This is a genomic window from Gluconacetobacter diazotrophicus PA1 5 (genome assembly GCF_000021325.1).
Lineage (GTDB): Bacteria > Pseudomonadota > Alphaproteobacteria > Acetobacterales > Acetobacteraceae > Gluconacetobacter > Gluconacetobacter diazotrophicus.
The window spans coordinates 1,308,053-1,328,971 of the sequence record NC_011365.1 but is presented as its reverse complement, the minus strand read 5'-3'; the positions used below and the strand labels follow the sequence as shown (position 1 = coordinate 1,328,971).

Annotated in this window: 23 protein-coding genes; 12 read left to right on the top strand and 11 right to left on the bottom strand. The window is 67.0% G+C overall.

The annotated features are described in order from the left end of the window. Nucleotides 1-55: 55 nt before the first annotated feature. On the bottom strand, nucleotides 56-601 hold the full coding sequence (locus GDIA_RS05915) for a Dps family protein (RefSeq protein ID WP_012223601.1): 546 nt from the start codon (nucleotides 599-601) through the stop codon (nucleotides 56-58). Between the two features lie 232 nt (nucleotides 602-833). Between GDIA_RS05915 and GDIA_RS05910 the strand changes: the two genes are divergently transcribed. Both GDIA_RS05910 and GDIA_RS05905 read left to right on the top strand, forming a co-directional pair. Continuing rightward, entirely contained in the window at nucleotides 834-1,313 is a 480-nt protein-coding gene (locus GDIA_RS05910) for a GNAT family N-acetyltransferase (RefSeq protein ID WP_012223602.1), read from the top strand. A 136-nt stretch (nucleotides 1,314-1,449) separates the two neighbouring features. After that, entirely contained in the window at nucleotides 1,450-2,955 is a 1,506-nt protein-coding gene (locus tag GDIA_RS05905) for a peptide MFS transporter (protein WP_012223603.1), read from the top strand. On the opposite strand, the gene GDIA_RS05900 is transcribed toward GDIA_RS05905, so the two are convergent. After that, complete coding sequence (locus GDIA_RS05900; RefSeq protein WP_012223604.1) at nucleotides 2,952-3,707, bottom strand: hypothetical protein; 756 nt, start codon at nucleotides 3,705-3,707, stop codon at nucleotides 2,952-2,954. The genes GDIA_RS05905 and GDIA_RS05900 overlap by 4 nt on opposite strands. Before the next feature lie 168 nt (nucleotides 3,708-3,875). On the opposite strand from GDIA_RS05900, the gene GDIA_RS05895 reads away from it, so the two are divergent. From GDIA_RS05895 to GDIA_RS05885, 3 genes are all read left to right on the top strand, one after another. Further along, entirely contained in the window at nucleotides 3,876-4,919 is a 1,044-nt protein-coding gene (locus GDIA_RS05895; RefSeq protein WP_012553636.1) for an alpha/beta hydrolase, read from the top strand. Nucleotides 4,920-5,206: 287 nt separating this feature from the next. Continuing rightward, the gene (gene dinB, locus GDIA_RS05890) at nucleotides 5,207-6,334 is read left to right on the top strand and encodes a DNA polymerase IV (protein WP_049762873.1); all 1,128 of its coding nucleotides are present in this window, start codon (nucleotides 5,207-5,209) and stop codon (nucleotides 6,332-6,334) included. Between the two features lie 132 nt (nucleotides 6,335-6,466). After that, a complete protein-coding gene (locus tag GDIA_RS05885; protein WP_012553635.1) occupies nucleotides 6,467-8,563 on the top strand; it encodes a putative bifunctional diguanylate cyclase/phosphodiesterase in 2,097 nt (698 codons plus the stop codon). A 69-nt stretch (nucleotides 8,564-8,632) separates the two neighbouring features. On the opposite strand, the gene galE is transcribed toward GDIA_RS05885, so the two are convergent. From galE to GDIA_RS05865, 4 genes are all read right to left on the bottom strand, one after another. Next, the gene (galE, locus tag GDIA_RS05880; protein ID WP_012223612.1) at nucleotides 8,633-9,688 is read right to left on the bottom strand and encodes a UDP-glucose 4-epimerase GalE; all 1,056 of its coding nucleotides are present in this window, start codon (nucleotides 9,686-9,688) and stop codon (nucleotides 8,633-8,635) included. Between the two features lie 61 nt (nucleotides 9,689-9,749). After that, nucleotides 9,750-11,213 carry a mannose-1-phosphate guanylyltransferase/mannose-6-phosphate isomerase gene (locus GDIA_RS05875; RefSeq protein WP_012553634.1) on the bottom strand — a complete coding sequence of 488 codons (1,464 nt, stop codon included), beginning with the start codon at nucleotides 11,211-11,213 and terminating at the stop codon, nucleotides 9,750-9,752. A 733-nt stretch (nucleotides 11,214-11,946) separates the two neighbouring features. Then, the gene (locus tag GDIA_RS05870) at nucleotides 11,947-12,360 is read right to left on the bottom strand and encodes a hypothetical protein (RefSeq protein WP_012553633.1); all 414 of its coding nucleotides are present in this window, start codon (nucleotides 12,358-12,360) and stop codon (nucleotides 11,947-11,949) included. A gap of 199 nt (nucleotides 12,361-12,559) precedes the next feature. Continuing rightward, nucleotides 12,560-12,850 (bottom strand): hypothetical protein, encoded by a 291-nt coding sequence (locus tag GDIA_RS05865; RefSeq protein WP_012553632.1) that lies wholly within the window; start codon nucleotides 12,848-12,850, stop codon nucleotides 12,560-12,562. Between the two features lie 330 nt (nucleotides 12,851-13,180). Here GDIA_RS05865 and GDIA_RS05860 point away from each other — a divergent pair, with 330 nt between their 5' ends. Next, nucleotides 13,181-14,119, top strand: coding sequence for a lysophospholipid acyltransferase family protein (locus GDIA_RS05860; RefSeq protein WP_012553631.1), 939 nt, complete (start codon nucleotides 13,181-13,183; stop codon nucleotides 14,117-14,119). Here the strand turns inward: GDIA_RS05860 and GDIA_RS05855 are convergent. After that, nucleotides 14,112-14,345 (bottom strand): hypothetical protein, encoded by a 234-nt coding sequence (locus GDIA_RS05855; RefSeq protein WP_012223621.1) that lies wholly within the window; start codon nucleotides 14,343-14,345, stop codon nucleotides 14,112-14,114. The two genes, GDIA_RS05860 and GDIA_RS05855, sit on opposite strands and share 8 nt — an antisense overlap. A gap of 160 nt (nucleotides 14,346-14,505) precedes the next feature. Here GDIA_RS05855 and GDIA_RS05850 point away from each other — a divergent pair, with 160 nt between their 5' ends. The 4 genes from GDIA_RS05850 to GDIA_RS05840 all read left to right on the top strand — a co-directional run bounded on the left by GDIA_RS05850 (nucleotide 14,506) and on the right by GDIA_RS05840 (nucleotide 16,020). Further along, nucleotides 14,506-14,844: a hypothetical protein gene (locus tag GDIA_RS05850; protein ID WP_012553630.1), complete on the top strand. Its 339-nt coding sequence runs from the start codon at nucleotides 14,506-14,508 to the stop codon at nucleotides 14,842-14,844. Between the two features lie 220 nt (nucleotides 14,845-15,064). After that, a complete protein-coding gene (locus GDIA_RS19080; RefSeq protein WP_012553629.1) occupies nucleotides 15,065-15,238 on the top strand; it encodes a hypothetical protein in 174 nt (57 codons plus the stop codon). 119 nt (nucleotides 15,239-15,357) lie between these two features. Then, nucleotides 15,358-15,492, top strand: a complete 135-nt coding sequence (locus tag GDIA_RS19780) for a hypothetical protein (RefSeq protein WP_012223624.1) — start codon at nucleotides 15,358-15,360, stop codon at nucleotides 15,490-15,492. Nucleotides 15,493-15,597: 105 nt separating this feature from the next. Then, nucleotides 15,598-16,020: a CHRD domain-containing protein gene (locus GDIA_RS05840; protein WP_012553628.1), complete on the top strand. Its 423-nt coding sequence runs from the start codon at nucleotides 15,598-15,600 to the stop codon at nucleotides 16,018-16,020. Between the two features lie 38 nt (nucleotides 16,021-16,058). Here the strand turns inward: GDIA_RS05840 and GDIA_RS19075 are convergent, their stop codons facing one another. From GDIA_RS19075 to cobT, 3 genes are all read right to left on the bottom strand, one after another. Beyond that, complete coding sequence (locus GDIA_RS19075; protein WP_157864149.1) at nucleotides 16,059-16,226, bottom strand: hypothetical protein; 168 nt, start codon at nucleotides 16,224-16,226, stop codon at nucleotides 16,059-16,061. Nucleotides 16,227-16,346: 120 nt separating this feature from the next. Further along, complete coding sequence (locus GDIA_RS05835; protein WP_012223626.1) at nucleotides 16,347-17,099, bottom strand: adenosylcobinamide-GDP ribazoletransferase; 753 nt, start codon at nucleotides 17,097-17,099, stop codon at nucleotides 16,347-16,349. Further along, nucleotides 17,096-18,148: a nicotinate-nucleotide--dimethylbenzimidazole phosphoribosyltransferase gene (cobT, locus tag GDIA_RS05830; RefSeq protein ID WP_012553626.1), complete on the bottom strand. Its 1,053-nt coding sequence runs from the start codon at nucleotides 18,146-18,148 to the stop codon at nucleotides 17,096-17,098. Before cobT ends, GDIA_RS05835 begins: the two co-directional genes overlap by 4 nt. A 69-nt stretch (nucleotides 18,149-18,217) precedes the next feature. On the opposite strand from cobT, the gene cobU reads away from it, so the two are divergent. Then, nucleotides 18,218-18,763 carry a bifunctional adenosylcobinamide kinase/adenosylcobinamide-phosphate guanylyltransferase gene (gene cobU / locus GDIA_RS05825; protein WP_049762872.1) on the top strand — a complete coding sequence of 182 codons (546 nt, stop codon included), beginning with the start codon at nucleotides 18,218-18,220 and terminating at the stop codon, nucleotides 18,761-18,763. A 30-nt stretch (nucleotides 18,764-18,793) separates the two neighbouring features. On the opposite strand, the gene GDIA_RS05820 is transcribed toward cobU, so the two are convergent. Continuing rightward, on the bottom strand, nucleotides 18,794-19,720 hold the full coding sequence (locus GDIA_RS05820) for a LysR family transcriptional regulator (protein WP_012223629.1): 927 nt from the start codon (nucleotides 19,718-19,720) through the stop codon (nucleotides 18,794-18,796). 104 nt (nucleotides 19,721-19,824) lie between these two features. On the opposite strand from GDIA_RS05820, the gene GDIA_RS05815 reads away from it, so the two are divergent. After that, nucleotides 19,825-20,526: a pirin family protein gene (locus tag GDIA_RS05815; protein ID WP_012223630.1), complete on the top strand. Its 702-nt coding sequence runs from the start codon at nucleotides 19,825-19,827 to the stop codon at nucleotides 20,524-20,526. Nucleotides 20,527-20,919: the final 393 nt, after the last annotated feature.

The following is a 20,919-nucleotide window of genomic DNA, read 5'->3' as shown; positions in this document are numbered from 1 at the left end:
CCAAAAAAGGCAGTGATGACACTGCCTTTCCTGATGATCGGATATGGGCGGCGCGTCAGCTATTGCTGCCGAAGGCCGGTCGGGTGGATTCGAACAGGAACCAGGTGCGGCGCTCGGTCTCGTCGATCCAGTTTTCCAGCAGGCTGGCCGTCGCGACATCGTTGCCTTCGTCGCATACGGCATGGACGGCGCGCATGCGGGCCGTCAGGGCCAGGTTGTCCTCGCGCAGTTCGGACAGCATGTCCTCGGGCGTGACATAGATCGCATCGTTGTCCGACACCTTGGTCAGCCGGCTGATTTCCCCCACCGAGTGCAGGGTCGTGCCGCCGATCTTCCGCGCTCGTTCGGCCAGCGGGTCCGTCATGGCGAAGATCTGGCTGCTCTGCTCGTCCAGCAGAAGGTGATAATCGCGGAAATGCCGCCCGCTCATGTGCCAGTGGAAGTTCTTCGTCTTGATATAGAGGGCGAAGACATCCGCCAGGACCGCCTTCAGGCCGGCCGAGATCTTGTGGACGGCGTCGTGCTTCAGGTCCGTCGGTGTTCCCAGATAGGTATGGGCGTGGGCTGTACCGGCTTCGGAAGGTGTCGTCTTGTTTGTCATTACGATCTCCCTGGAACGTATGGTGCCATGCTGAGGTGGACGTCCCGGATGCCCATTACAAGGCGTGGGCGGCAGGCGCATGGGGGATATGCATCAGGGGGCGGTCCGTGTCCCCGGGTCGCGGCATCAGGGCGGTATCCAGGGGACGCCGTGCCGGGCTTCGGCGCCGGGATCATCCGGTCTATGGTGCCGCACCGTTTCCGTTAACCGACACCCAGGCGGGGCCCGCACCATGACGATGACCACGATCAGGATCGCCGAAAGCAGCCAGGACAGGGACGCCTGCTTCCTGATCCGCAAGACCGTCTTCGTCGATGAGCAGCAGGTTCCGCTCGACATGGAGTATGACGAGCATGACGAAACGGCGCTGCACCTCCTGGTCCTGGAGGGGACGCGGCCGGTGGGGACCGCGCGCGTCCTGTTCGGGCCGGATGGAAAGACGGCCAGGAGCGGTCGCGTCGCCATCGATGCGGCCCGGCGCGGGCAGGGGCTGGGCCGGCGCCTGATGATCGCGATCGAGGATGCGTCCGCCTGCCGTGCTGTCGAACGATTCGTCCTGGACGCCCAGGCCGGGGCGCTGCCCTTTTACGAATCCCTGGGATATGTGGCGCAGGGCCCGGAATTCATCGAGGCCGGGATCGTGCACCGTACCATGGGCAAGCAGCGCCAAGGCGACACGTCGCTCGCGATTGAAACCCCCGCCGTGGCATGAAATGACCGGAATCGTTTCGACCTGTTGTATGCCGGTGGCATCAAATGTCAGTTGCCGGTCTGTCCCGGCATTGTCGCGCGCCTGTCCTCTCTGTTAGGGCTCTCGCCTTCCGCGTTGCCATGTCCTTGGGAATTTCATGAATTTCTCCCCCTCCGCCGGTGCCGCCCAGCCGTCCCGCGCGTCGTCCTTCGCGGTCGTGGTCGCCATCGAATTATGGGAACGGTTCGGCTATTACGGCATGCAGGCCGTGCTGCTGCTGTTCATGGTGCAGCATATGGGCCTGGGCGACACGCAGGCCAACCTGCTGATGGGCGCCTTCGCGGCCATGACCTATGCGCTGCCGGTGGTCGGCGGCTGGCTGGGCGATCGGGTGCTGGGGTCGCGCCGGGCGATGCTGCTGGGGGCCGTGGGCATGATGTGCGGCTACGCCACCCTGGCGCTGGCGACGGTGCAGGTGCAGTTCATGACGGTCGCGATGGGAATCATCGCGGTATCCAACGGCTTTTTCAAACCCAATGCCGCCAACCTGGTCCGCCGTATCTATGACGACGACGATGCCGCGCTCGATTCCGCCTTCACGCTTTACTACATGGCGGTCAATGTCGGTTCGACGGCCTCGACGCTGCTGACGCCGTGGCTGCAGAACCGGTTCGGTCCGGCGGTGGCGTTCGCCGCGTGTTCCGCCGGCCTGTTCGTGGGGCTGTGCATGTACGTGGTCCGGCGGCGGCGGCTGGCACGGATCGGCTCGGTGCCCGATTTCGCGCCGCTTCCGCCCCGGCACGCCGGGATGGTCCTGCTGGGGATCGGCGGGGTGATCGGCGCGCTGGACCTGGTGCTGGCGCGGCCCACGCTGGCACGGGACTGCGTCTGGCTGGCGGCGCTGCTTGTCCTGCTGTCCTGGGCCGTGATCTATCGCCGGGCCGCGGCGGCCCAGCGGCCGGGGCTGCGCATGGCCTACATGCTGTCGATCCAGGGCATGCTCTATTTCATCTTCTACCAGCAGACGGTGACCTCGCTGACCCTGTTCGCGCTGCGCGCCGTCCGAGGGCAGGTCGGGGTGGGTGGAGTGACGCTGTTCAGCATGTCGGCCGGTCAGTTCCAGGCCCTGAATCCGATCTGGATCATGCTGGCCAGCCCCGCGCTGGCCTTTGCCTATCGGCGCCTGGCGCGGGCGGGGCGAGACCTGTCGATCGCACAGAAATTCATGATCGGGTTCAGCCTGGTCTCGCTGTCCTTCGTGGTCTGGTGGCTGGGGGCGCTTTCGGGCGGCACGGGGCGGGTCTCGCCCTGGATCATGATCTGGGCGTACGGCTTCCTGTCGGTGGGGGAATTGCTGATCGGCGGGCTGGGACTGGCGGTCATCGCACGCTATGTCCCGCCCGCCATGGGGGCATTCATGATGGGGTCGTACCTTCTGGCGATGGGGGTTGCGATGTATCTCGGCAGCATGATCGCCAATCTGGCCGCCATCGACCATGGGGCGGGTGCTGCGGTCGTGCCGGTCGGGGCAGGGGCCTATGCCGGCCTGTTCCTCGACCTGGCGGTCGGTGCTGCGGGGATCGTGGCGGTGGTCGCCCTGCTGCTGCCGCTCGCCCGCCGGTGGGACCGCCAGCATATGGCGGCGAAGCCGGAAGCCCTCTAATCGCCGTTTCGCGTCAGTTCGCCGTGGATATTCATCGGAATGACCGCGGTCAGCGTGCCGAGCGGACGGTCGCTGCGGAAGACCGTGTCGCGCGGGTAATCCTGCGGCCGAAACGTGAAGGCGTAGGGTACGGCCCCGCGATTGACGACCAGCGGGCGCACCGCGCCGTTCGAGACCGCATCCAGGCGCGCGCCGGCCGCGACTTCGACCGTCAACTTGTGCGCGTCCGGCATCAGGAAGGCGAAGACCACGCCGACCACGTCCTCGATGCATCCATCCAGTTCGCGCAGCCAGGTGCGGGCCTGGACATCGGTAAACCGGTCGGTCTGGCCGTGCGTCACCGTGATGACGAAGCGCAGCCCCACCGTCTGCCCGTGTGCCAGGGGCGCATAGACGGGCGGGTTTTCAGCCCATAGCGCATCGGTCAGCGGCAGATGCATCTCGGCTCCCGTCGCGCCGAACAGCGCGACCGGGCCGGAGGCACGGCGCAGATAGGGGGGCGCCGACTGGATCGGCCGGTCGCCGGGCAGCACGCGCGCAATCAGATGCAGCGTCAGGTCCGCCCGGTCGGCCGCCGGAAACGCGTTGAAGGTGCGAAACACCTTGGCCAGGTCGCGATAATCCGCGACCTGGACCGGCCGGACTCCATCGACCGCGATCGCTTCCGGCGCCGCGCGGGCTGCCCCTGGCACCCCCCAGCAGGGTACGCACAGGATGATCGCGGGAAGCAGGGACCGGACAACGGACGTCATGGCCTGCGACGCTAGGCGCGTCCCAGGGAGGGGTCAAGTCGGCGGAACCGGCCGGAGGAAGCATGCCGGACGGAAATCGACACCACCCTGTCGGCGGTGTTTGATGGAATGTCCGCCGGCATGGCAGGGCATGGCAGGGCATGGCAGGGCTTGGCCGGGGGAAGAAGCATGACGGGATGGCGGGCCAGGCTGGCGGCGGCGCTGGTGGTATTGGCGGTACTGGTCCTGGCGGGGCCGCGGGTTCGTCCGTGGACAGGGGCGGTACCGTTGCCTTCGGTGCCGCGCGACCCGGCGGCGCTCGATGCCTGGATCGCGGCCGGGGAGAAGGCGGCGGGCCCGTTGCGGCCCGACACCCGGGCCCGGGTGGTCTGGGCCGATCCGGCCCATCCGGCGCGCACCGCCTGCGCCATCGTCTACCTGCACGGCTTTACCGCCAGCCAGGGCGAGGGCGCGCCCCTGCATACCGGCCTGGCGCGCCTGTTCGGCTGCAACCTCTATCTGGCGCGCCTGCCGGGGCACGGGTTGCGGGCGCCGGACGCGATGCGGGGCCTGACGGCCGCGCGGCTGATGCAGGGAGCGGCCACCGCGCTGGCTATCGGCGGGGCCATAGGCGACCGGGTGGTGGTGGCCGGCAGTTCCACGGGGGGCACGCTGGCGCTGGCGTTGGCGGCCCGGTACCCGCGCCGGGTCGCGGGCCTGGTCCTGTGGTCGCCCCTGGTGCGCGAACGGGGCGACAGGCTGGACCCGCTGTTCCGGCCCTGGGGGACGGACCTGATGTGGCTGGTGCATAATCACGGCCATGACGTGACGCGCGGGGCTGCCCAGGGGCCGATCTGGACCGGCGACGTGCATGTCGACGGGTATGTCGCGCTGGCGGAACTGACACGGGGCCAGATGACCGGCGACACGTTCCGCCGCGTCGTGGCGCCGGTCTTCCTCGGCTATTACGATCGCGACCCCGCGCATCAGGACCCCACGGTCTCGGTCCCGGCGATGCTGGACATGTTCGATCGGCTGGGAACGTCCCCGGCCCTGCGGCGGCGGGTGGATTTTCCCGACGCGGGCAGCCATGTCATCGCGTCCCCCCTGCGTTCGCATGACGCGGCCGCCGTGTGCCGCGCCACGCGCGACGATCTGCATGACGTCCTGGGCCTGCCCTACGCGCGCGGGGTCGATCCCGCGCTGTGCGATGCGATCCATGCCCGGACCTGACCTGCCATGCCCGGCCCGGGCTAGCCAGCCGGGACAAGGCGGGTAGAATGGTGGGCGATCCGGCCTGTCCACATGCCGGATGTTGTTGCAAGGAATAAAGATTATGGCCAATTGTCCCGCAAAATGCTCCGTGAAGTCCCCGTGTGTGAAGGGGATGCTGGCGCTGGGCCTGGTGGCGGCAGTGATCTTCTTCTTCAAGAAGAAGTCCTGCTGCAAGGCCGGCGCCTGATCGTATCGCCCCGGGGTCATGCTCCGGGGCGGACCTTTTCGTGTGCGGGCAGCAGGGCATGTCGCCACAGGATACCGATCCCGACCCCGCTTCCTTACGCCGCATCATCCATGTCGACATGGATGCCTTCTATGCCTCCGTCGAACAACGCGATGATCCCGCCCTGCGCGGCCGGCCGCTGGCCGTCGGCGGCAGCAGGCAGCGCGGCGTCGTCGCCGCGGCCAGTTACGAGGCCCGGCGCTATGGCGTACGCTCCGCCATGCCGTCGGTCACGGCGCGGCGCAAATGTCCCGACCTGATCTTCGTTCCGCCGCGCTTCGACGTCTATCGGGCGGTTTCGGCGCAGATCCATGCCATCTTCGCGCGCTATACAGGGCTGATTCAGCCGCTGTCGCTGGATGAAGCCTATCTGGACGTGACCGATCCATTGATCGACCGTCCCTCCGCCACCGCGATCGCGCAGGATATCCGGGCGGCGATCCGCGCCGAAACGGGCCTGACCGCGTCGGCCGGGGTGTCGTACAACAAATTCCTGGCCAAGCTGGCCTCGGACTATCGCAAGCCTGACGGGCTGTATGTGATTACACCCCGCATGGGCCCGCGTTTCGTCGAATCCCTGCCGGTCGAGGCGTTTCACGGGATCGGCCCGGCAACGGCCGCGCGCATGCGCGCGATGGGCATCCGCACCGGCCTGGACCTGCGCGCCCACGACATGGACAGCCTGGCCCGGCATTTCGGCAAGGCGGCCGCCTTTTATTACGGCATCGCCCGGGGACGGGACGACCGGCCGGTCGAAGCCGACCGCCGCCGAAAATCCGTGGGCACGGAACGCACCTTCGAACATGACATCCATGACTGGGCCGAGGCCCTGTCGGCGCTGGACGGCATGGTCGACCGGGTCTGGGGCGAGTGCCGCAAGCGGGGGCTGGTCGCGCGCACGGTGACGGTGAAGGTCAAATATGCCGATTTCCAGCAGACCGGCCGCGCCCGCTCGCTGCCCCAGCCGCTGGCCGCGCACGCCGTCTTTCGCCAGGTCGCATGCGACCTGCTGCGGCCGTTCTTTCCGCCAGAACGGGGCATCCGCCTGCTGGGGGTGACGCTGTCGAATCTCGACCTCACCGGCGGTGCCAGCCCGCAACTGGCCCTGGCCCTGGATGATCCCGGGAGTGTTCAGGCCGGGCCGTGACCGGAATCGGGCCGGAATGCATCCAAAACGAATATCGTGCGTTTGTGGTGCGTTCGTATCATCGTCGTGCCCACTGACAGAGTCGCGTCCGGCCGGCCGTTCCGGTCCTGCACCCCATCCGCCGAGGCCCGAATGCGACTTGTCGTCGTCGTTGATGACGGTTCCGCCACCCGGACGATCCTCGCGCGGATGGCCATGACGCTCGGCGCGGACATCCAGGTCGAAGCCTTCGCTTCCCCGATCGAGGCGCTGGACTGGTTTGGGGACACGAATATCCCCGATCTGGTCATTGCCGATTGCAGAATGCCGATGATGGACGGGGCGGCTTTCACCGCGCGCATCCGCGCCCTGGGCTGGGGCGGCGATGTGCCGGTGATGGTCGTGACGGCCCAGGAAGACCGCGAGGGTCGTATCAGCGCGCTGGCGGCCGGGGCCACCGATTTCCTGTCCAGCCCCGTCGATCACACGGAATTCCTGACCCGGGCCCGCAACCTGCTGCAACTGGGCTGGCACCAGAAGCGCGCCCGCTCGCCCGTGCAACTGGAGCAGGAACTGGAAAACAGCCGGGCCGCGCAGGCCGAAATCCTGCGCGGCAGCCGCGACCGCCTGCTGCAGGTCATCGACACGGTGCCCGCCCTGGTCAGCGCCACGGACGCCGAGGGGAATTACATCTTCGTCAACAGATTCCATGCCCGGGTGATGGGGGCAGGGCAGGGGCGTAACGATGCGGCATCGCAGCTCCGCGACAGGCAGGTGCTGGAAACCGGCCTGCCCACCGCGCGGTACGAGGAAAGCATTGCCGACCGGTACGGCATGGAACGTATCCTGCTGACGTCCAAGATCCCGTTTTATGACGACGCCAGCGGTATGCGGTACGTCCTGACCACGTCGCTCGATATCACCGACCGGAAGAAGGCCGAGCGGGAACTGCATCATCTGGCCTATTATGACCAGTTGACGGGTCTGCCCAGTCGCTCGAAGCTCGAGACCGAGATGCAGGTGCTGCTGCGGCAGCGCGGGGCGGACGGCCCCCCTTTCGCGTTTGTGCTGATGGACCTCGACCGGTTCAAGGGCATCAACGACACGCAGGGCCATACGATCGGCGACCTGTTGCTGCGCAAGGTCGCGCTCCGGCTGCGGACGGCGCTGCCCCGGGCCGGAATCATCGCGCGCCTGGGCGGGGACGAATTCGCCATCGTGCATGACGTCATCGACGCGGCGGACGCGGCGCACATGGCGGAGCGGATCGTGGGGATCTTCGCCCGTCCCTTCACCCTGGGCGACCGGGTCACGAGCGTCGGCGCCAGTGCGGGGGTGACGCTGTTCCCTGCCCGCGGCGCGACGTTCGAGACGCTGCTCAAGCGCGCGGATCTGGCGATGTACCGTGCCAAGAACGAGGGACGCTGCCGCTACGCCTTTTTCGACGAGGAAATGGAACAGGCCTTCGCGGCCACGACCGAACTGGAGCAGGCATTGCGCCGCGCGGTGGAGAACGAGGAATTCGTCCTGCATTATCAACCCCAGATCGATCTGGCCTCCGGCACCTTATGCGGGGTCGAGGCCCTGATCCGCTGGGTGCAGCCGGGGGGCGACCTGGTCCATCCGGGCTGCTTCCTGCCGCTGGCCGAGGAAACCGGGCTGATCGCGCCCATGACGGTGTGGTCCCTGCGCGAGGCCTGCCGCCAGGCGGCGCGATGGCAGAGCGACGGCATTCATATCCGTGTCGCGGTCAACCTGTCGGGCGTCCTGTTTCGCCAGCATGACGTCCATCGACTGGTGGTGGACGCCACGACGGAAGCCGGCCTGGACCCGTCCTTCCTTGAACTGGAACTGACCGAAACCGCGGTGATCGAAAACCCCGAATCCGCCGGGCGGCAGCTTGCCGCCCTGCAGCAGATGGGCGTGTCGGTCGCGATAGACGATTTTGGAACCGGCTATGCCTCGCTGGTCTATCTGACCAGGCTTCCGATCCACCGCCTCAAGATCGATCGCGTCTTCATCCAGGACCTCGGTTCGTCACCGGGCAGCCGGGCCATTGTCAAGGCGATCATCGCGCTGGGCAAGAACCTGGGAATCCGCGTCATCGCCGAGGGGATCGAGCGCCAGGACCAGCTCCGCTGGCTGGAAGAGCAGGACTGCCAAGAGGCCCAGGGCTTCTATTTCGGCTATCCTGTTCCACCGGCGAAACTTCAGGACCTGGTGGATAGCGGGACCCTGATGGTGCCTTAGTCGGCCTCTTAGAGTGCATGATTGGGTAAACCCAATCATGCACTCTAGATTTTTGTTTTCAGCGCATCTTCACGTGATTAGGCGATTCCGCCTACTCAGGATCTGCTCTAGCAGGCTCTCGGCGGCGACCAGGCTGCGATAGCCGTCCGGGTGGGCCAGGCGCCAGCGATAGGCCGTCTCGACGATGTCATCCAGTCTGGCGAAGCGGGGGGTCCAGGACGTTTCCGCGCGCAGCCGCTCGGCTCCGGCGACCAGGCGCGCGGGGTCGCCGGGACGGCGCGGGGCCAGGCGCCACGGGACGGTGCGCCCGGTCACGCGTTCCACGCTGCGGATGACCTCCATGTTGGAATGACCGACCCCGTTTCCGACATTATAGACGACGCTGCGGTCATGGATGACGTCCAGGGCCGCCAGATGCGCCTGCGCCAGGTCGGTGACGTGGATGTAATCGCGGATGCAGGTACCGTCCGGCGTCGGATAATCGTCGCCGAACAATTGCAGTTCCCCCCGTCGTCCCAGAGCGGCATCGATGACCAGGGGGATCAGGTGCGTTTCGGGCCGGTGGTCCTCGCCGATCCGTCCGGTGGGATCGGCACCGGCCGCGTTGAAATAGCGCAGGCAGGCACTGCGCAATCCGTGAATGCGGTCGGCCCACACCAGCGCGCGTTCCACCATGTGCTTGCTCTCGCCGTAGGGCGAGCCGGGAATGATGGGTGTCCGCTCGGTGATCAGGGCGTCCTCGGTCTGTCCGAACAGGGCGGCGGTCGATGAGAAGACGAACCGCTTGACGCCATGGCGGACACAGGCATCGATCAGCGAAAATCCCAGTCCGGCATTGGCCTCCATGTACAGGAACGGCTGCTGCATGCTCTCGCCGACCAGGGACAGCGCGGCGAAATGCAGCACGCCGTCCCACGGGCCGTCCGCCAGCACCCTGTCCACCAGCGGCCGGTCCGCCAGGTCTCCCGGGACGAAGCGCACGCCATCGGGGACGGACTCCCGATGTCCGGTCCGTAGATTGTCGAATATGACGACATCATGCCCCGCATCGCACAGCGCGGCCACGACATGGCTGCCGACATAGCCCGCGCCGCCCGTGACCAGAAAGCGTGATCGTGTCGTCATGATCCTCTCCCGGAGGCTGCCGACCTCCGAAATCCGCCGATCGAATTTCGGAGATGAGGCATCAGCTGCGGTTGTAGTTATCCTCGAACCGGATGATATCGTCCTCGCCCAGATAGGATCCGGTCTGGATCTCGATCAGCACCAGCGGAATCTTGCCGGGATTTTCCATCCGGTGGGTGCATTCCTGCGGCAGGTAGATGCTCTCGTTCTCATGGACGGTAATCAGTTCCGCATTGCGGGTCACCAGCGCCACGCCGCTGACGACGATCCAGTGTTCGGCGCGATGGTAGTGCTTCTGCAGCGACAGTTTTTCGCCCGGCATCACGACGATGCGCTTGACCTGGAAGCGCTGGTCCTGGATCAGGCTTTCATAGAAACCCCAGGGACGATAGCAGCGGTTATGCGCCTTGGCCTCCTGGCGTCCCGCGGCCTGCAGGCGGGTGACGATCTTCTTGACGTCCTGCGCCTTGCTCTGCTGCGTCACCAGCACCGCGTCGCGGGTCGCGACCACGATCACGTCGTCGACGCCGACGACGGCGGTCAGGATCTCGTCCGACCGGACATAGCTGCCATGGACCGATTCCAGAAAAACCTGGCCTTCGGCGACATTGCCGCTGTCATCCTTCCTGCTGATGTCCCACAGCGCGTCCCAGCTGCCGATATCGGTCCATCCGAAATCGCCGGCGATCACCGCCGCCTGGTCGGTATGTTCCATGACGGCATAATCGAACGAGATATCGGGCGTGGACAGGAAGGATTGCGGGTCCAGGCGCTGGAACACCAGGTCGCTGGTGCGGCGTTCGACGGCCTGGCGTACGGGGTTCAGTACGGCCGGGGCGTAGGTCTCCATTTCCTTCAGCAGGGTACGGGCGGTGAAGACGAACATGCCCGAATTCCACATATACTTGCCCGACGCGATCAGCTCGGCCGCCGTCGCGGCATCCGGCTTTTCGATGAAGCAGGCGACCGCGTTGGCCTCGGGCAGCTTGGCAAGCGGCTTGCCGGCCTCGATGTAGCCGTATCCGGTCTCGGGCCGCGTGGGGTGCATGCCGAAGACGACGATATGGCCGCGCTGCGCCGCCGCCGCCGCCGCGGGCATCAGGTGCTCCAGTGTTTCCGGGCGCGTGATGACGGCATCGGCGGCCATGATCCACAGCACCGCATCCGGGTTCGTCTCGGCGGCCAGCAGGGCGGCGGCGGCGATGGCCGGGGCGGAATTGCGTCCGGCGGGTTCCAGCACGATCCGCGCATTCTCGATACCGGCCTCGCGCAGTTGCTCGGCGATCAGGAATCGATGTTCGTTGTTGCAGATGACGATCGGCGCGTCGAACATTTCCCCGCAGCCGCGCAGCGCCGTTTCCTGCAGCATCGTCTTCTCGCTGACCAGGGACCAGAGCTGTTTGGGATAGCTGGCCCGCGAGAGCGGCCAAAGCCGGCTGCCGGTTCCGCCGGACAGGATGACGGGAACGATACGGGTCGTGTTGGCAGCCTTGGTGCCGATCACCGGGAAGGTGGTGTCAGACATGTCACGGTCCTCTCTGGTCCATGGGTTATGCGGAGCGATGCATCAGTATGCATGGGAAACAATGCGATTACGCGACGAAACGCCGATAGTCGCCCGGACCCATGCGGATAGGGTGATTTCGTCACCGGGACAGTCTCGTACGGAATGACCGACATTTCGAAGAATTCGTAATGAACGAGAATGCAGCATCCTGGCGCCCGGCGGTGTATCCGCTATTTCAGCCTTCCTATAGGGTCGAGCCATACCATGAAATCGAAAATCGTCACAATCAGGAATGTATGCGAGCTATTTAATAATATCAGGATCTTGGTTGTCAGTCCGTGCCCGCCTCCAAGGCTTTCGGGCTCAGGCGCATTATTGTGCCCATGAAACGTGACGAAAATGTGCGCGAGCGGACGCGACACCAGACCAGGCGAACCCATGGCCCAGCTTCGGGCATGATCGCGTGCCGGGTGGGCCGACGCATCCGCTCCCGTCGTCGCGATCTTTCAGGGTGGCAACGTCATGCGGGATGGTCCGGTTCCGGACAGGCGTGCATACGCCGCGCGCCATGTGCAGACACGTATCGCCGCGGGAGGAAATCGCTTGGAAAACAGGAGATCACGAAACGGCAGATGGCGTCCGCACCAATGCGGTAGCCGCCGGCGCCGCTTCTCAATGTGGTTCCCCGGAGCCGCGATGCGGGAGCGGAACACGCATCGGATCACCGGCATCAAGGCTCGGAAACGGACTCTTATCGCCGGGTGGGGTCCTCGCCCTGGCAGCCGGCATGTCCGAACCGGTTGAAACGCTTCTGCGTGCTGTGCCGCCGCACGGCCAGCGGCAGTTCGGTCGTCAGGGCCGCAAGCGTGTCCTGATCCGTCATCGCCGTCTCGCGCGCGATTTCGGCCACCAGGTCCGGGGGCAGAAGCAACTGTACCGTCAGCATGTCGGTGGGGAACGGGCTGGGGGTCTGGCTCCAGTTCCGCACCACGTCATAGAGTCCGGTATCCGCCGCCCGGCGGAGCAGGTGCCCGTATCCGCGCTGCGGTGCGGTTTCCGAAAGGAAGGTGTCCAGCCAGGACGCGCATTCGGTCCGATCGAGCCACGGCCCGATATCGGCCGGATTTCCGGAAGAGGCGCCGAGGCGGGAATGCGACATCGTCATGGAAGTTCTCCCTTTTTCCAACCGGGTTGCACTCTGGCGGTCATGTCGCGCATGCCTTGCCCTTATGGACCATGCCATCCGTTCATGGCGATTGCGGCTTTGCACCGTCTTGCCGGGCGTCATGTCGCCTGGCGACACAGTCGCTATATGGGGCTTCCGCCTGCGTCATGCACAGGCCACGCCACCACGAACGGAGACGTCACGCCGGGGGCGGACGTCGATCGGGGGGCGTATCATGCGCCCTGCCCGTGACAGGTTCCCAGGCGGGGCTTTGCGACAGGTCGGCCTGCCGTCCCGCGCTTCGCTCCCTCCCGTTTACTCGGCGTCGGCCGACGTCGATCCGCCGGTGGAGGGGGGGGTCGCTGGCCGGAAAGCTCTCGTCCAGTCCCTCGTCCAGCTTGGCCTCCGTTTCGGCGCGGCCCGGTTTTTTCTTTTCGTCCTGGGGTTTGTCCGTGCGGGGGGCGGCGCCCGCCATGGCCGTTCTCGACATGATGACCTCCAATGTTGGCTCATGCGACAACGGCTGAACGTGAGTCGCGGCCGGATGTTTCCCACCCTATCGGCTATGTGATACGTGGGCGGGGCGCCGGGCAGCGTGTCCGTGTCCCAGGGTCCCGTGTCCCAGGGTTCCGCGGGGCGTCGATTGACTGGGCCCCGATTGATGATGCATGACCGTCGGCGGCCGGCCCCGGTTTGGGCCGCCACGTTATCCGGGCTATGATCGGTACATGATTTCTGTTCCTTTCCGCGTTTCGCGCCTCATGCCCCCCTGTCCGGGGTGTCGGGCATGACCGGGCGCCGGGCCGGGCGCCGTCGGGCCATGGTGCTGCCCGATGACGGGCCGGCTGACGGTCCCGATGTGGGGTTCGCTCCTCGCGGCCGGTTCCCGGCACGGCTGCGCGCGACGGCGCGTCTGGTCGCGATCGCGGTATGGGTGCCCCTGTCGGTCGGTTTCGAAGCCCTGCTGCTGCTGGTGCCCGGCACTGCGAAGATCCGCTGGACCCGTGTGATCTGGGGCATGCTCTGCCGGCTGCTGTCGCTGGACATCAGGGTGATCGGCACCCGGGCCGGCACGGTGGGCGGCGCCCGCGCGCGGGCGCGGGGCGAACGCCCGGTGATCTATGTCTCCAACCATGCATCATGGCTGGACGTGCCCGTGCTGGGAACCGTCCTGCCGTCCGTATTCGTGGCCAAGGGCGATATCGGCAACTGGCCGATCATGGGAACCGTGTCGCGCATCGGGCGCACGATCTTCGTCAGCCGCCAGCGCAGCACGACGGGGCGCGAGCGGGACGAGATGGTCGGACGCCTGATCAACGGCGACAACCTGGTCCTGTTTCCGGAAGGAACCTCATCCGACGGTGCGCGGGTCCTGCCGTTCATGTCGGCGTTCTTCGCGATCGCCAAGATGCCGGCCCTGCGCAAGGGGGCCGACACCCAGCCCCCGATGCTGACCTACGCGCCGGGGATGGCACCGCTGATCCAGCCGGTCTCGCTGGTCTATGACCGGCTGGACGGGCTGAACGTGAACCGCCACCGCCGGGCGGTGTTCTCCTGGTATGGCGACATGGACCTGGCGCCGCACGTGTGGCAACTGGCGCAGTGGCGTTCGATGCGCGCCACCGTGATGCTGCATCCGGCCCTGGACCCCGACGATTTTCCCAGCCGCAAGGCCCTGGCCCAGGCGGCCTGGAACGCGGTCGCCGAGGGTGCTGCCCTGTTGCGGCGCAACGCGGACGCCGAGACGCCCGTTAAGTAGGTCCGCGGCCATGGCGGCGGGCGCGCGGATGCTCGGGCCATTCCATCAGGACATTTTCCACGGCCAGCGGGTCGGTGCGTTCGGCCTCGGCGAACAATTCGTCCGCGTGGGCCTGCTGGCCCTCTTCCTCGGCCCGTAGGGCAGCCTCGGCCAGGCGTCGCGCCTGTTCGTGCTTGTCCGGCCCGGTGTTGGCCGGTGCGTCGTCGTCTTCGATGAAGCGGGGCATGGGTCGTTCTCCTTGTCCGACAAATAATGTGTGGCGCGGCGCGGCGGTTTTTACCCCCATGGCGGCAAAGCAGGCATGCCGCCCGGGTTCGCCGCGAACCGGTCCCCGGCTCAACCGTTCTTCCGTCATGCGAACCATGCCTGGAAGGACGCGCGATTCAATGCATCACACCCTCACCAAACCGGCGGCGGGCCTTGCGCTGCTGATGATGCTGGCTGCCTGCGGCCAGGCCGGGGCGCCCACCACCGCCGATATCCAGCAGGTGATCCGCAGCGCGATGCAGACGGAGAACCAAAAGGCGTCCGGCATGACGCTCGGCCTGTTCAGCGGCCCGTATGATCCGGCGGATCTGGTGATTTCCCATGCGGACTGCACGGCGCAGGACAATGGCGTCTATCGCTGTGCGGTGACCGCCGTGACGAAAAACGGCACGAATACGGCGCAACTTTCCTTCAAGAAGGTCGATGGGCGCTGGACCCTCGTGCAGAATGTCGGTTGAGGGCGATCGGTCCCTGAAACGGGGCAGGCAGGATCGGGTCGGTGCTACCGTGGGATAACCAGACGGAATTTATTGTAATTCTGGAACTTCGCACCTGTTTTGGTGTTGCTGTGACAGGAGAAAGTCGTGATGGCAGATCTTCATCGCCCGGGTGGATATCATCGAGGCGCATGGCGTATCGCCTGCGTGATTGGGGCGGCGGTGGCGCTGGGTGGCTGCTATGACCACCGCGATCATTATCGCGACCATTATGGTCGCGGTGACCATCAGGATCGCGGCCCATACGTCCATGGCGGCGGGGGTGGCAATGGCTGGTAAAGGGTCCTCGGCGACGGGATGCGTGTCTTATAATGTTAACGCGCATCCGGGCACGATCGGGATTATGAAGGCGTAACGACCCGTGTCGGGATACGATACGGCGATGCTGCAGAAAAGTCCGGCTCTCGCCATGATTCGAGCACAGGCGATGGCCATTTCTGACGCTGTTGTGTGGTTTTCAGCAGGAGAACGGCAATGGTCTATCTGGGAATGATGAGCCTGGTTTCCGGGCTGCTCATTGCATGCGGCATCCAGGTTGCGCGATTTGTCGACACCCGGATCGATCCCGACCTGTCGGCGCTGAACCGTTCGGCCGGTCTGGACATCTGAATTTCGGCAGGCAAAGCTTTTCAGGCCGCGCAGGCGCGAAGCGGCAGGAAAACGACGTGCCGATGCTTGCGCTGCCATAGCGAGTTCTGCGGGAGATCCCAATACATGATCCGTTCTTACCTGTTCGCCGGCCTGACGCTGGCCGCGCCTGTCCTGGCCGTGGCGCCGGCCGAGGCGCGGACGCAGCACGTGACCGGCCAGTTCACCCCGGCCGCCGGCGTGACGGAAACCCCGAGCGGCAGCGTCACCGCCACGCTGGACGACAAGAAAAACCTTGTGACCTACCATATCACCTGGAAGGGACTCAGCGGCCCGGTCATGGCCGCCCATTTCCACGGTCCCGCCGATCCGGGGCAGGATGCCGGGGTGCTGGCGCCGATCAGCGGCCCGTATACCAGCCCGTTGCGCGGCGCCGTCATCCTGACGCCCGAGCAGGTGACGGCGCTGCGGGCCGGCCGCGTCTACGTCAATCTGCACACCGCCGCCCATCCGGATGGCGAGGCCCGGGCCCAGTTGCAGGTTCGCTGATTGCAGGGCGTCCCCCGGCGATGGCCGGGGGACCCTATTCACTGGCCCAGGGGAATCGTCGGTGACAGCAGGATGCTCAGCGCAATCGCGACCAGCATCAACAGGATGACGGCAACCCCGCCCAGTGTCTGTTTTGTGGTGTCCGACAGTTTGTGGCCGGCCGGATAGCCGGCCATGCGTTTACCGAACATGATATCGATCTCCATCCGGGGCCGGATTCACGCCCCGACAGGCCGCATGTGGGGGCGTGGCGCCCGGGCGCAAGCGGTCGTCCGGCGGAGCGCGACGATGTGATGGTGCCAAGGTGATGTGTCCGGGTGATGGCGTCAGGCGGCCGTCAGTACGCTCAGTACGCTGCATTCGATGATCAGGGCGGTGGCGCCCAGGATGTCGCCGGTCTGTCCGCCGACCTGGCGCCGGGCCATCCGGCCCATCAATATTGCCGCCGCGCAGGCGGCCAGGCAGACGCTGCCCGTCTGGAACTGCGTCAGCGTCAGCCGCGCGGCGATCACGGGCGTCAGCAGGCTGGCGACCAGAACGGGCGGCGGAATGCGCGTCATCGTGGCGGCCATTCCATCCTGGCGGGCCGGGGGCAGCACCGCCACCAGGCCGGCCATCGCGGCCCGGCCCAGGCCCCCGGCCACCGCCATGGCCGCGACGGGGTGCGGCAGGTCCGCCGCCGCCGTCGCCCGGATCAGCAGCGCCAGGCCCAGCGCCATGACCCCGTAACTGCCCACGCGGCTGTCGCGCATGATCGCCAGCTTGCGCGCGGCGTCCCGGCCGCCGCCGAACCCGTCGGCCATGTCGGCCAGCCCGTCCTCGTGCAGTCCCCCGGTCAGCAGGATCTGCGCCGCGACGGCCCATCCCGCCGCCGGCAGGCGGCCGATGCCGGCCTCAGCCAGCACGGTCAGGACGGTGCCCCCCAAGGCCCCGATCGCCAGCCCCGCCAGGGGCCATGTCCAGGCCGACCGCGCCAGGTCGACGCCCGTGCTGCCCCGCGCCAGCCAGGACACCGGCAGCCGGGTCAGCAGGCCCAGGCCCGTGGCGAGGTCCGCGCGGACTCGGGTAAGCCAGGTCATGTTTCCCCGCTGACTTTCTTCTCGCTGACTTCGGCCTCGGCGAATGTCGCCATGCCGCCATGACAGGCTGCCGCCGCGCGCAGCAGCGGCACGGCCAGCGCCGCGCCCGATGCCTCGCCCAGGCGCAGGCCCAGATCCAGCAACGGTTCCAGCCCCAGATGCCGGGCCAGGACGCCATGAGCGGCCTCGGCCGACCGGTGCGACAGGACGGTATGGGCCAGCCCGTCCGGGTTCAGCCGCAGCAGGGGCGCCGCCGCCGCCGTGCAGATGAACCCGTCCAGCACGACCGGCACGCGCTTCTGCCGCGCCGCCAGGACCGCGCCCAGGATGGCCGCCATTTCGTACCCGCCCAGGCACCGCGCCAGTGCCAGCGGGTCGCCGGCGTGGCCGGCGTGACGGGCCAGCGCGGCGTCGATCGTCCGGGCCTTGCGCGCCACGCCGTCCGCGTCCGATCCCGCGCCCGGTCCGGCCCAGTCCGCGCCGCTGCCGCCGTACAGGGATGCCGCCAGCGCGGCGGCGGCGGTGGTGTTGCCGATCCCCATCTCGCCCAGGCACAGCAGGTCGGTTTCCGCTTCGACCGCGTCATGGCCGGTGGCGACCGCCGCCAGGAATGCGTCCTGGTCCATGGCCGGGGCGACGGTGAAATCCGCGGTCGGGGCCAGGTCCATCATGGGCACCACCGTCAGCCCGGCCCCGGCGACGCGCGCGATCTGGTTGATCGCCGCCCCACCCGCCGCGAAATTGGCGACCATCTGCGCGGTGACGCTGGCGGGCCATGGCGACACGCCCCGCGCGACGACCCCGTGGTTGCCGGCGAAGACGACCACCCGCACCCGGTCCAGCGCCGGTCTCTCCCGGCCCTGCCATGCCCCCAGCCACGCCGCCAGTTCTTCCAGGCGTCCCAGGCTGCCGGGCGGCTTCGTCAGCGTGGCCTCGCGTGCGGCGATGGCGTACCGTGCCGCCTCGTCCGGCGGCGGCAGGTCCGCGCAGGCCGCGCGCAGGGCATCCGGCGTGGGAAAGGGCAGGGAGGTGCGGCGCGGGGCTGGCATGGCGCTTTTTGTGTGGCGTTATGCGCCGCGATGCAAGACAGCGTGGTGGGGGACAACGGGGGGCGCGCGATGGAACCGGCGGGATGCGGGGCGGACAGACACGACGGAGCGGACTGGACCCTGGTTCTGGGCGGCGTCCGGTCGGGCAAGAGCCGCCATGCCGAGGCCCTGGTCACGGCGTGCCCGGGACCCTGGACCTATATCGCGACCGGCCGGGCCTGGGATGACGAGATGCGCCGGCGGATCGCCCATCACCGGGCCGCGCGCATCCCCGGCTGGCACACGGTCGAGGAACCGCTGGACCTTTCCGCCGCCCTGGACTGGGCCGGCGGGATGCCGGTCCTGGTGGATTGCCTGACGCTGTGGCTGACCAACCTGATCCTGGACGACCGCGATGTCGCGGCCGCGACGGAAGGGCTGCTGCAGGCCCTGTGGCGACGTCCGGCGCCGACCGTCCTGGTGGGGAACGAGGTGGGGCTGGGCATCGTGCCCGAAACGCCGCTCGGCCGCCGCTTCCGTGACGAGGCCGGGTGGCTGCACCAGGCGATCGCCCGCGATGCGCGGCGAGTCATGTTCGTGGTCGCGGGCCTGCCCCTGACGGTAAAGGACGGATAAGAGGCAGGACTTTTGAAACAGCCTCCGGTGCTACGCCGCGCGGGCCGACCGGGCCCAGGGCGCGGTCGCGAAACGGCTTGCCAGATACTCCAGAAGTACCGATACCCGCGCCGGACGCGTCTGTCCCGGCGGGGTCACCAGATGGATCGCCACCGGCGTCACCTGCCATTCGGGCAGGACATTCACCAGCCGGCCGGCGGCCAGGTCATCCCAGATCATGAATTCCGGCAACAGCGCGATGCCCAGGCCGGCCAGCAGGAAGGGGCGAAACGCCTCGGCATTGTTGGCATGCAGCCGGCCGGGCTGCACGATCGTATACTCGCCGGCCTGGGCGTGATGCAGCCGGATCTGCCCCGGCGTCGCGACGTTGGTGTAGACGAAGCCCGGAATCTGTTCCAGGTCGCGCGGGTGGGTGGGTTGTCCCACCCGTGCCAGCAGCCCGGGCGACGCCACCATCAGCAGTCGCACCGTGCACAGCCGCCGCGCCCGCAGCGAGGAATCCGACAGCGACGCGATCCGCACGGCCAGGTCGTAGCCGCCGCCGACCAGGTCGACGATCTGGTCGCTGAATCCTATCGTGATGTCGATGTCCGGATAGGACGCCATGAAATCCGGCAGGACGGGTGCCAGATGCGCGATCCCGAAGGTCATCGGCGCGGTCATGCGAATCAGGCCGCGCGGATGCACCGTCTGCTCGCGGGCCTCGGCCTCGGCCATTTCTCCATCGGTCAGGATGCGCGTGGCGCGCTCCAGCGCGCCACGCCCGGTTTCGGTCAGCGAGAACTGCCGTGACGTGCGATGCAGCAGGGGCGACCCCAGCCGGTGTTCCAGCCGGCTGATCGCCTTGGACACGGTGGGTTTCGAGATCTGTAGCTCTTCGGCCGTCCGCGCGAAGGACCCGGTTTCCACCACCTTGGCGAAGATGGCCCAGGCTTCCAGGTCGGGGAGTCGCGTCATGTCGTTTCCAGAACCTATGTGTTTCCACCATTTCCATTTTTTACGATGCCCGTTGCGCCTATCTTCTGTCCAGACACAACCCGCCAGGGACAGGAGAAATTCCCATGATCGATATCCGTCCGTTTGCCAGTCTCGGTGCCGCCAACCACGGTTGGCTGGATGCGCGGCATCATTTCTCGTTCGCCGATTATCACGATCCGGCGCGGATGGGCTGGGGTGCCCTGCGCGTCTGGAATGACGACGCCATCGCGCCGGGCACCGGTTTTCCGTCGCATCCGCACCGGGATATGGAAATCATCACCTATGTCCGCGAGGGGGCGATCACCCACCGCGACAGCCTGGGCAATCATGGCCGGACCGAGGCCGGCGACGTGCAGGTCATGTCCGCCGGTACCGGCATCGTCCATAGCGAATTCAATCTGGAAGAGCGGACGACGCGCCTTTTCCAGATCTGGATCCTGCCCACGGCGCGGGGACACGCGCCGTCATGGGGCGCGCGTCCCTTCCCCAGGGGCGAACGTGCGGGGCGGTTCGTCGTCCTGGCCTCGGGCTATGACGACGATGCGGGGGCGTTGCGCATTCACAGTGACGCGCGGGTCGTCGCGGCCACCCTGCGCAAGGGACAGAGCGTCGACTATCCGCTGGGCGCCGAACGCGTGGCCTATCTGGTGCCGGCCAGCGGCGCGGTCGAGGTCGAAGGAAAGCGGGTGGCGGCGCGCGACGGGGCGGCGATTTCGGAAACCGAGACCGTGCGTGTGACCGCGCTGGAGGATTCCGAACTGGTCCTGGTCGACAGCGCAGCCTGAAGCGCGGGGTAGCGGGGGGCGGGTCGCGAAATCGGACCGGAATATGGTCGGTTTTCCGGTCCCGCCGACGGTGGCCGGAGTCCCGCCGGCCTCGTGAACCGGCGGGCGGCGCCCGCGCGCTCCGTTTTTCATCGGTGCGGCGGGCGCCCGCGCGACATGGGGGAAGGGTGGGCGGCGGCCTGGGACGATTTTGTCAGAATCGTTATATAATATAGGAAAAATAAAATACGACTGCTCTTTCCTTCCAAGAGGGGGTGCGATCTGTGTTTCGTCCTGCAAGAAAAAAATGCAATCCGTCATGGCTTTGACTTGACATGTGCCCGTGCAGGGTCGAGATGATGCCGAAGAACGAGGTATTTCATTGACCTCAGTTCGGGCGGGTATCCGGCATGG

What these genes read in the sequence shown, in the direction of transcription:
- GDIA_RS05915 (WP_012223601.1), bottom strand. Translation starts at nt 601, where the DNA reads ATGACAAACAAGACGACACCTTCCGAAGCCGGTACAGCCCACGCCCAT.
- GDIA_RS05910 (WP_012223602.1), top strand. Translation starts at nt 834, where the DNA reads ATGACGATGACCACGATCAGGATCGCCGAAAGCAGCCAGGACAGGGAC.
- GDIA_RS05905 (WP_012223603.1), top strand. Translation starts at nt 1,450, where the DNA reads ATGAATTTCTCCCCCTCCGCCGGTGCCGCCCAGCCGTCCCGCGCGTCG.
- GDIA_RS05900 (WP_012223604.1), bottom strand. Translation starts at nt 3,707, where the DNA reads ATGACGTCCGTTGTCCGGTCCCTGCTTCCCGCGATCATCCTGTGCGTA.
- GDIA_RS05895 (WP_012553636.1), top strand. Translation starts at nt 3,876, where the DNA reads ATGACGGGATGGCGGGCCAGGCTGGCGGCGGCGCTGGTGGTATTGGCG.
- dinB (WP_049762873.1), top strand. Translation starts at nt 5,207, where the DNA reads ATGTCGCCACAGGATACCGATCCCGACCCCGCTTCCTTACGCCGCATC.
- GDIA_RS05885 (WP_012553635.1), top strand. Translation starts at nt 6,467, where the DNA reads ATGCGACTTGTCGTCGTCGTTGATGACGGTTCCGCCACCCGGACGATC.
- galE (WP_012223612.1), bottom strand. Translation starts at nt 9,688, where the DNA reads ATGACGACACGATCACGCTTTCTGGTCACGGGCGGCGCGGGCTATGTC.
- GDIA_RS05875 (WP_012553634.1), bottom strand. Translation starts at nt 11,213, where the DNA reads ATGTCTGACACCACCTTCCCGGTGATCGGCACCAAGGCTGCCAACACG.
- GDIA_RS05870 (WP_012553633.1), bottom strand. Translation starts at nt 12,360, where the DNA reads ATGACGATGTCGCATTCCCGCCTCGGCGCCTCTTCCGGAAATCCGGCC.
- GDIA_RS05865 (WP_012553632.1), bottom strand. Translation starts at nt 12,850, where the DNA reads ATGTCGAGAACGGCCATGGCGGGCGCCGCCCCCCGCACGGACAAACCC.
- GDIA_RS05860 (WP_012553631.1), top strand. Translation starts at nt 13,181, where the DNA reads ATGGTGCTGCCCGATGACGGGCCGGCTGACGGTCCCGATGTGGGGTTC.
- GDIA_RS05855 (WP_012223621.1), bottom strand. Translation starts at nt 14,345, where the DNA reads ATGCCCCGCTTCATCGAAGACGACGACGCACCGGCCAACACCGGGCCG.
- GDIA_RS05850 (WP_012553630.1), top strand. Translation starts at nt 14,506, where the DNA reads ATGCATCACACCCTCACCAAACCGGCGGCGGGCCTTGCGCTGCTGATG.
- GDIA_RS19080 (WP_012553629.1), top strand. Translation starts at nt 15,065, where the DNA reads ATGACCACCGCGATCATTATCGCGACCATTATGGTCGCGGTGACCATC.
- GDIA_RS19780 (WP_012223624.1), top strand. Translation starts at nt 15,358, where the DNA reads ATGGTCTATCTGGGAATGATGAGCCTGGTTTCCGGGCTGCTCATTGCA.
- GDIA_RS05840 (WP_012553628.1), top strand. Translation starts at nt 15,598, where the DNA reads ATGATCCGTTCTTACCTGTTCGCCGGCCTGACGCTGGCCGCGCCTGTC.
- GDIA_RS19075 (WP_157864149.1), bottom strand. Translation starts at nt 16,226, where the DNA reads ATGGAGATCGATATCATGTTCGGTAAACGCATGGCCGGCTATCCGGCC.
- GDIA_RS05835 (WP_012223626.1), bottom strand. Translation starts at nt 17,099, where the DNA reads ATGACCTGGCTTACCCGAGTCCGCGCGGACCTCGCCACGGGCCTGGGC.
- cobT (WP_012553626.1), bottom strand. Translation starts at nt 18,148, where the DNA reads ATGCCAGCCCCGCGCCGCACCTCCCTGCCCTTTCCCACGCCGGATGCC.
- cobU (WP_049762872.1), top strand. Translation starts at nt 18,218, where the DNA reads ATGGAACCGGCGGGATGCGGGGCGGACAGACACGACGGAGCGGACTGG.
- GDIA_RS05820 (WP_012223629.1), bottom strand. Translation starts at nt 19,720, where the DNA reads ATGACGCGACTCCCCGACCTGGAAGCCTGGGCCATCTTCGCCAAGGTG.
- GDIA_RS05815 (WP_012223630.1), top strand. Translation starts at nt 19,825, where the DNA reads ATGATCGATATCCGTCCGTTTGCCAGTCTCGGTGCCGCCAACCACGGT.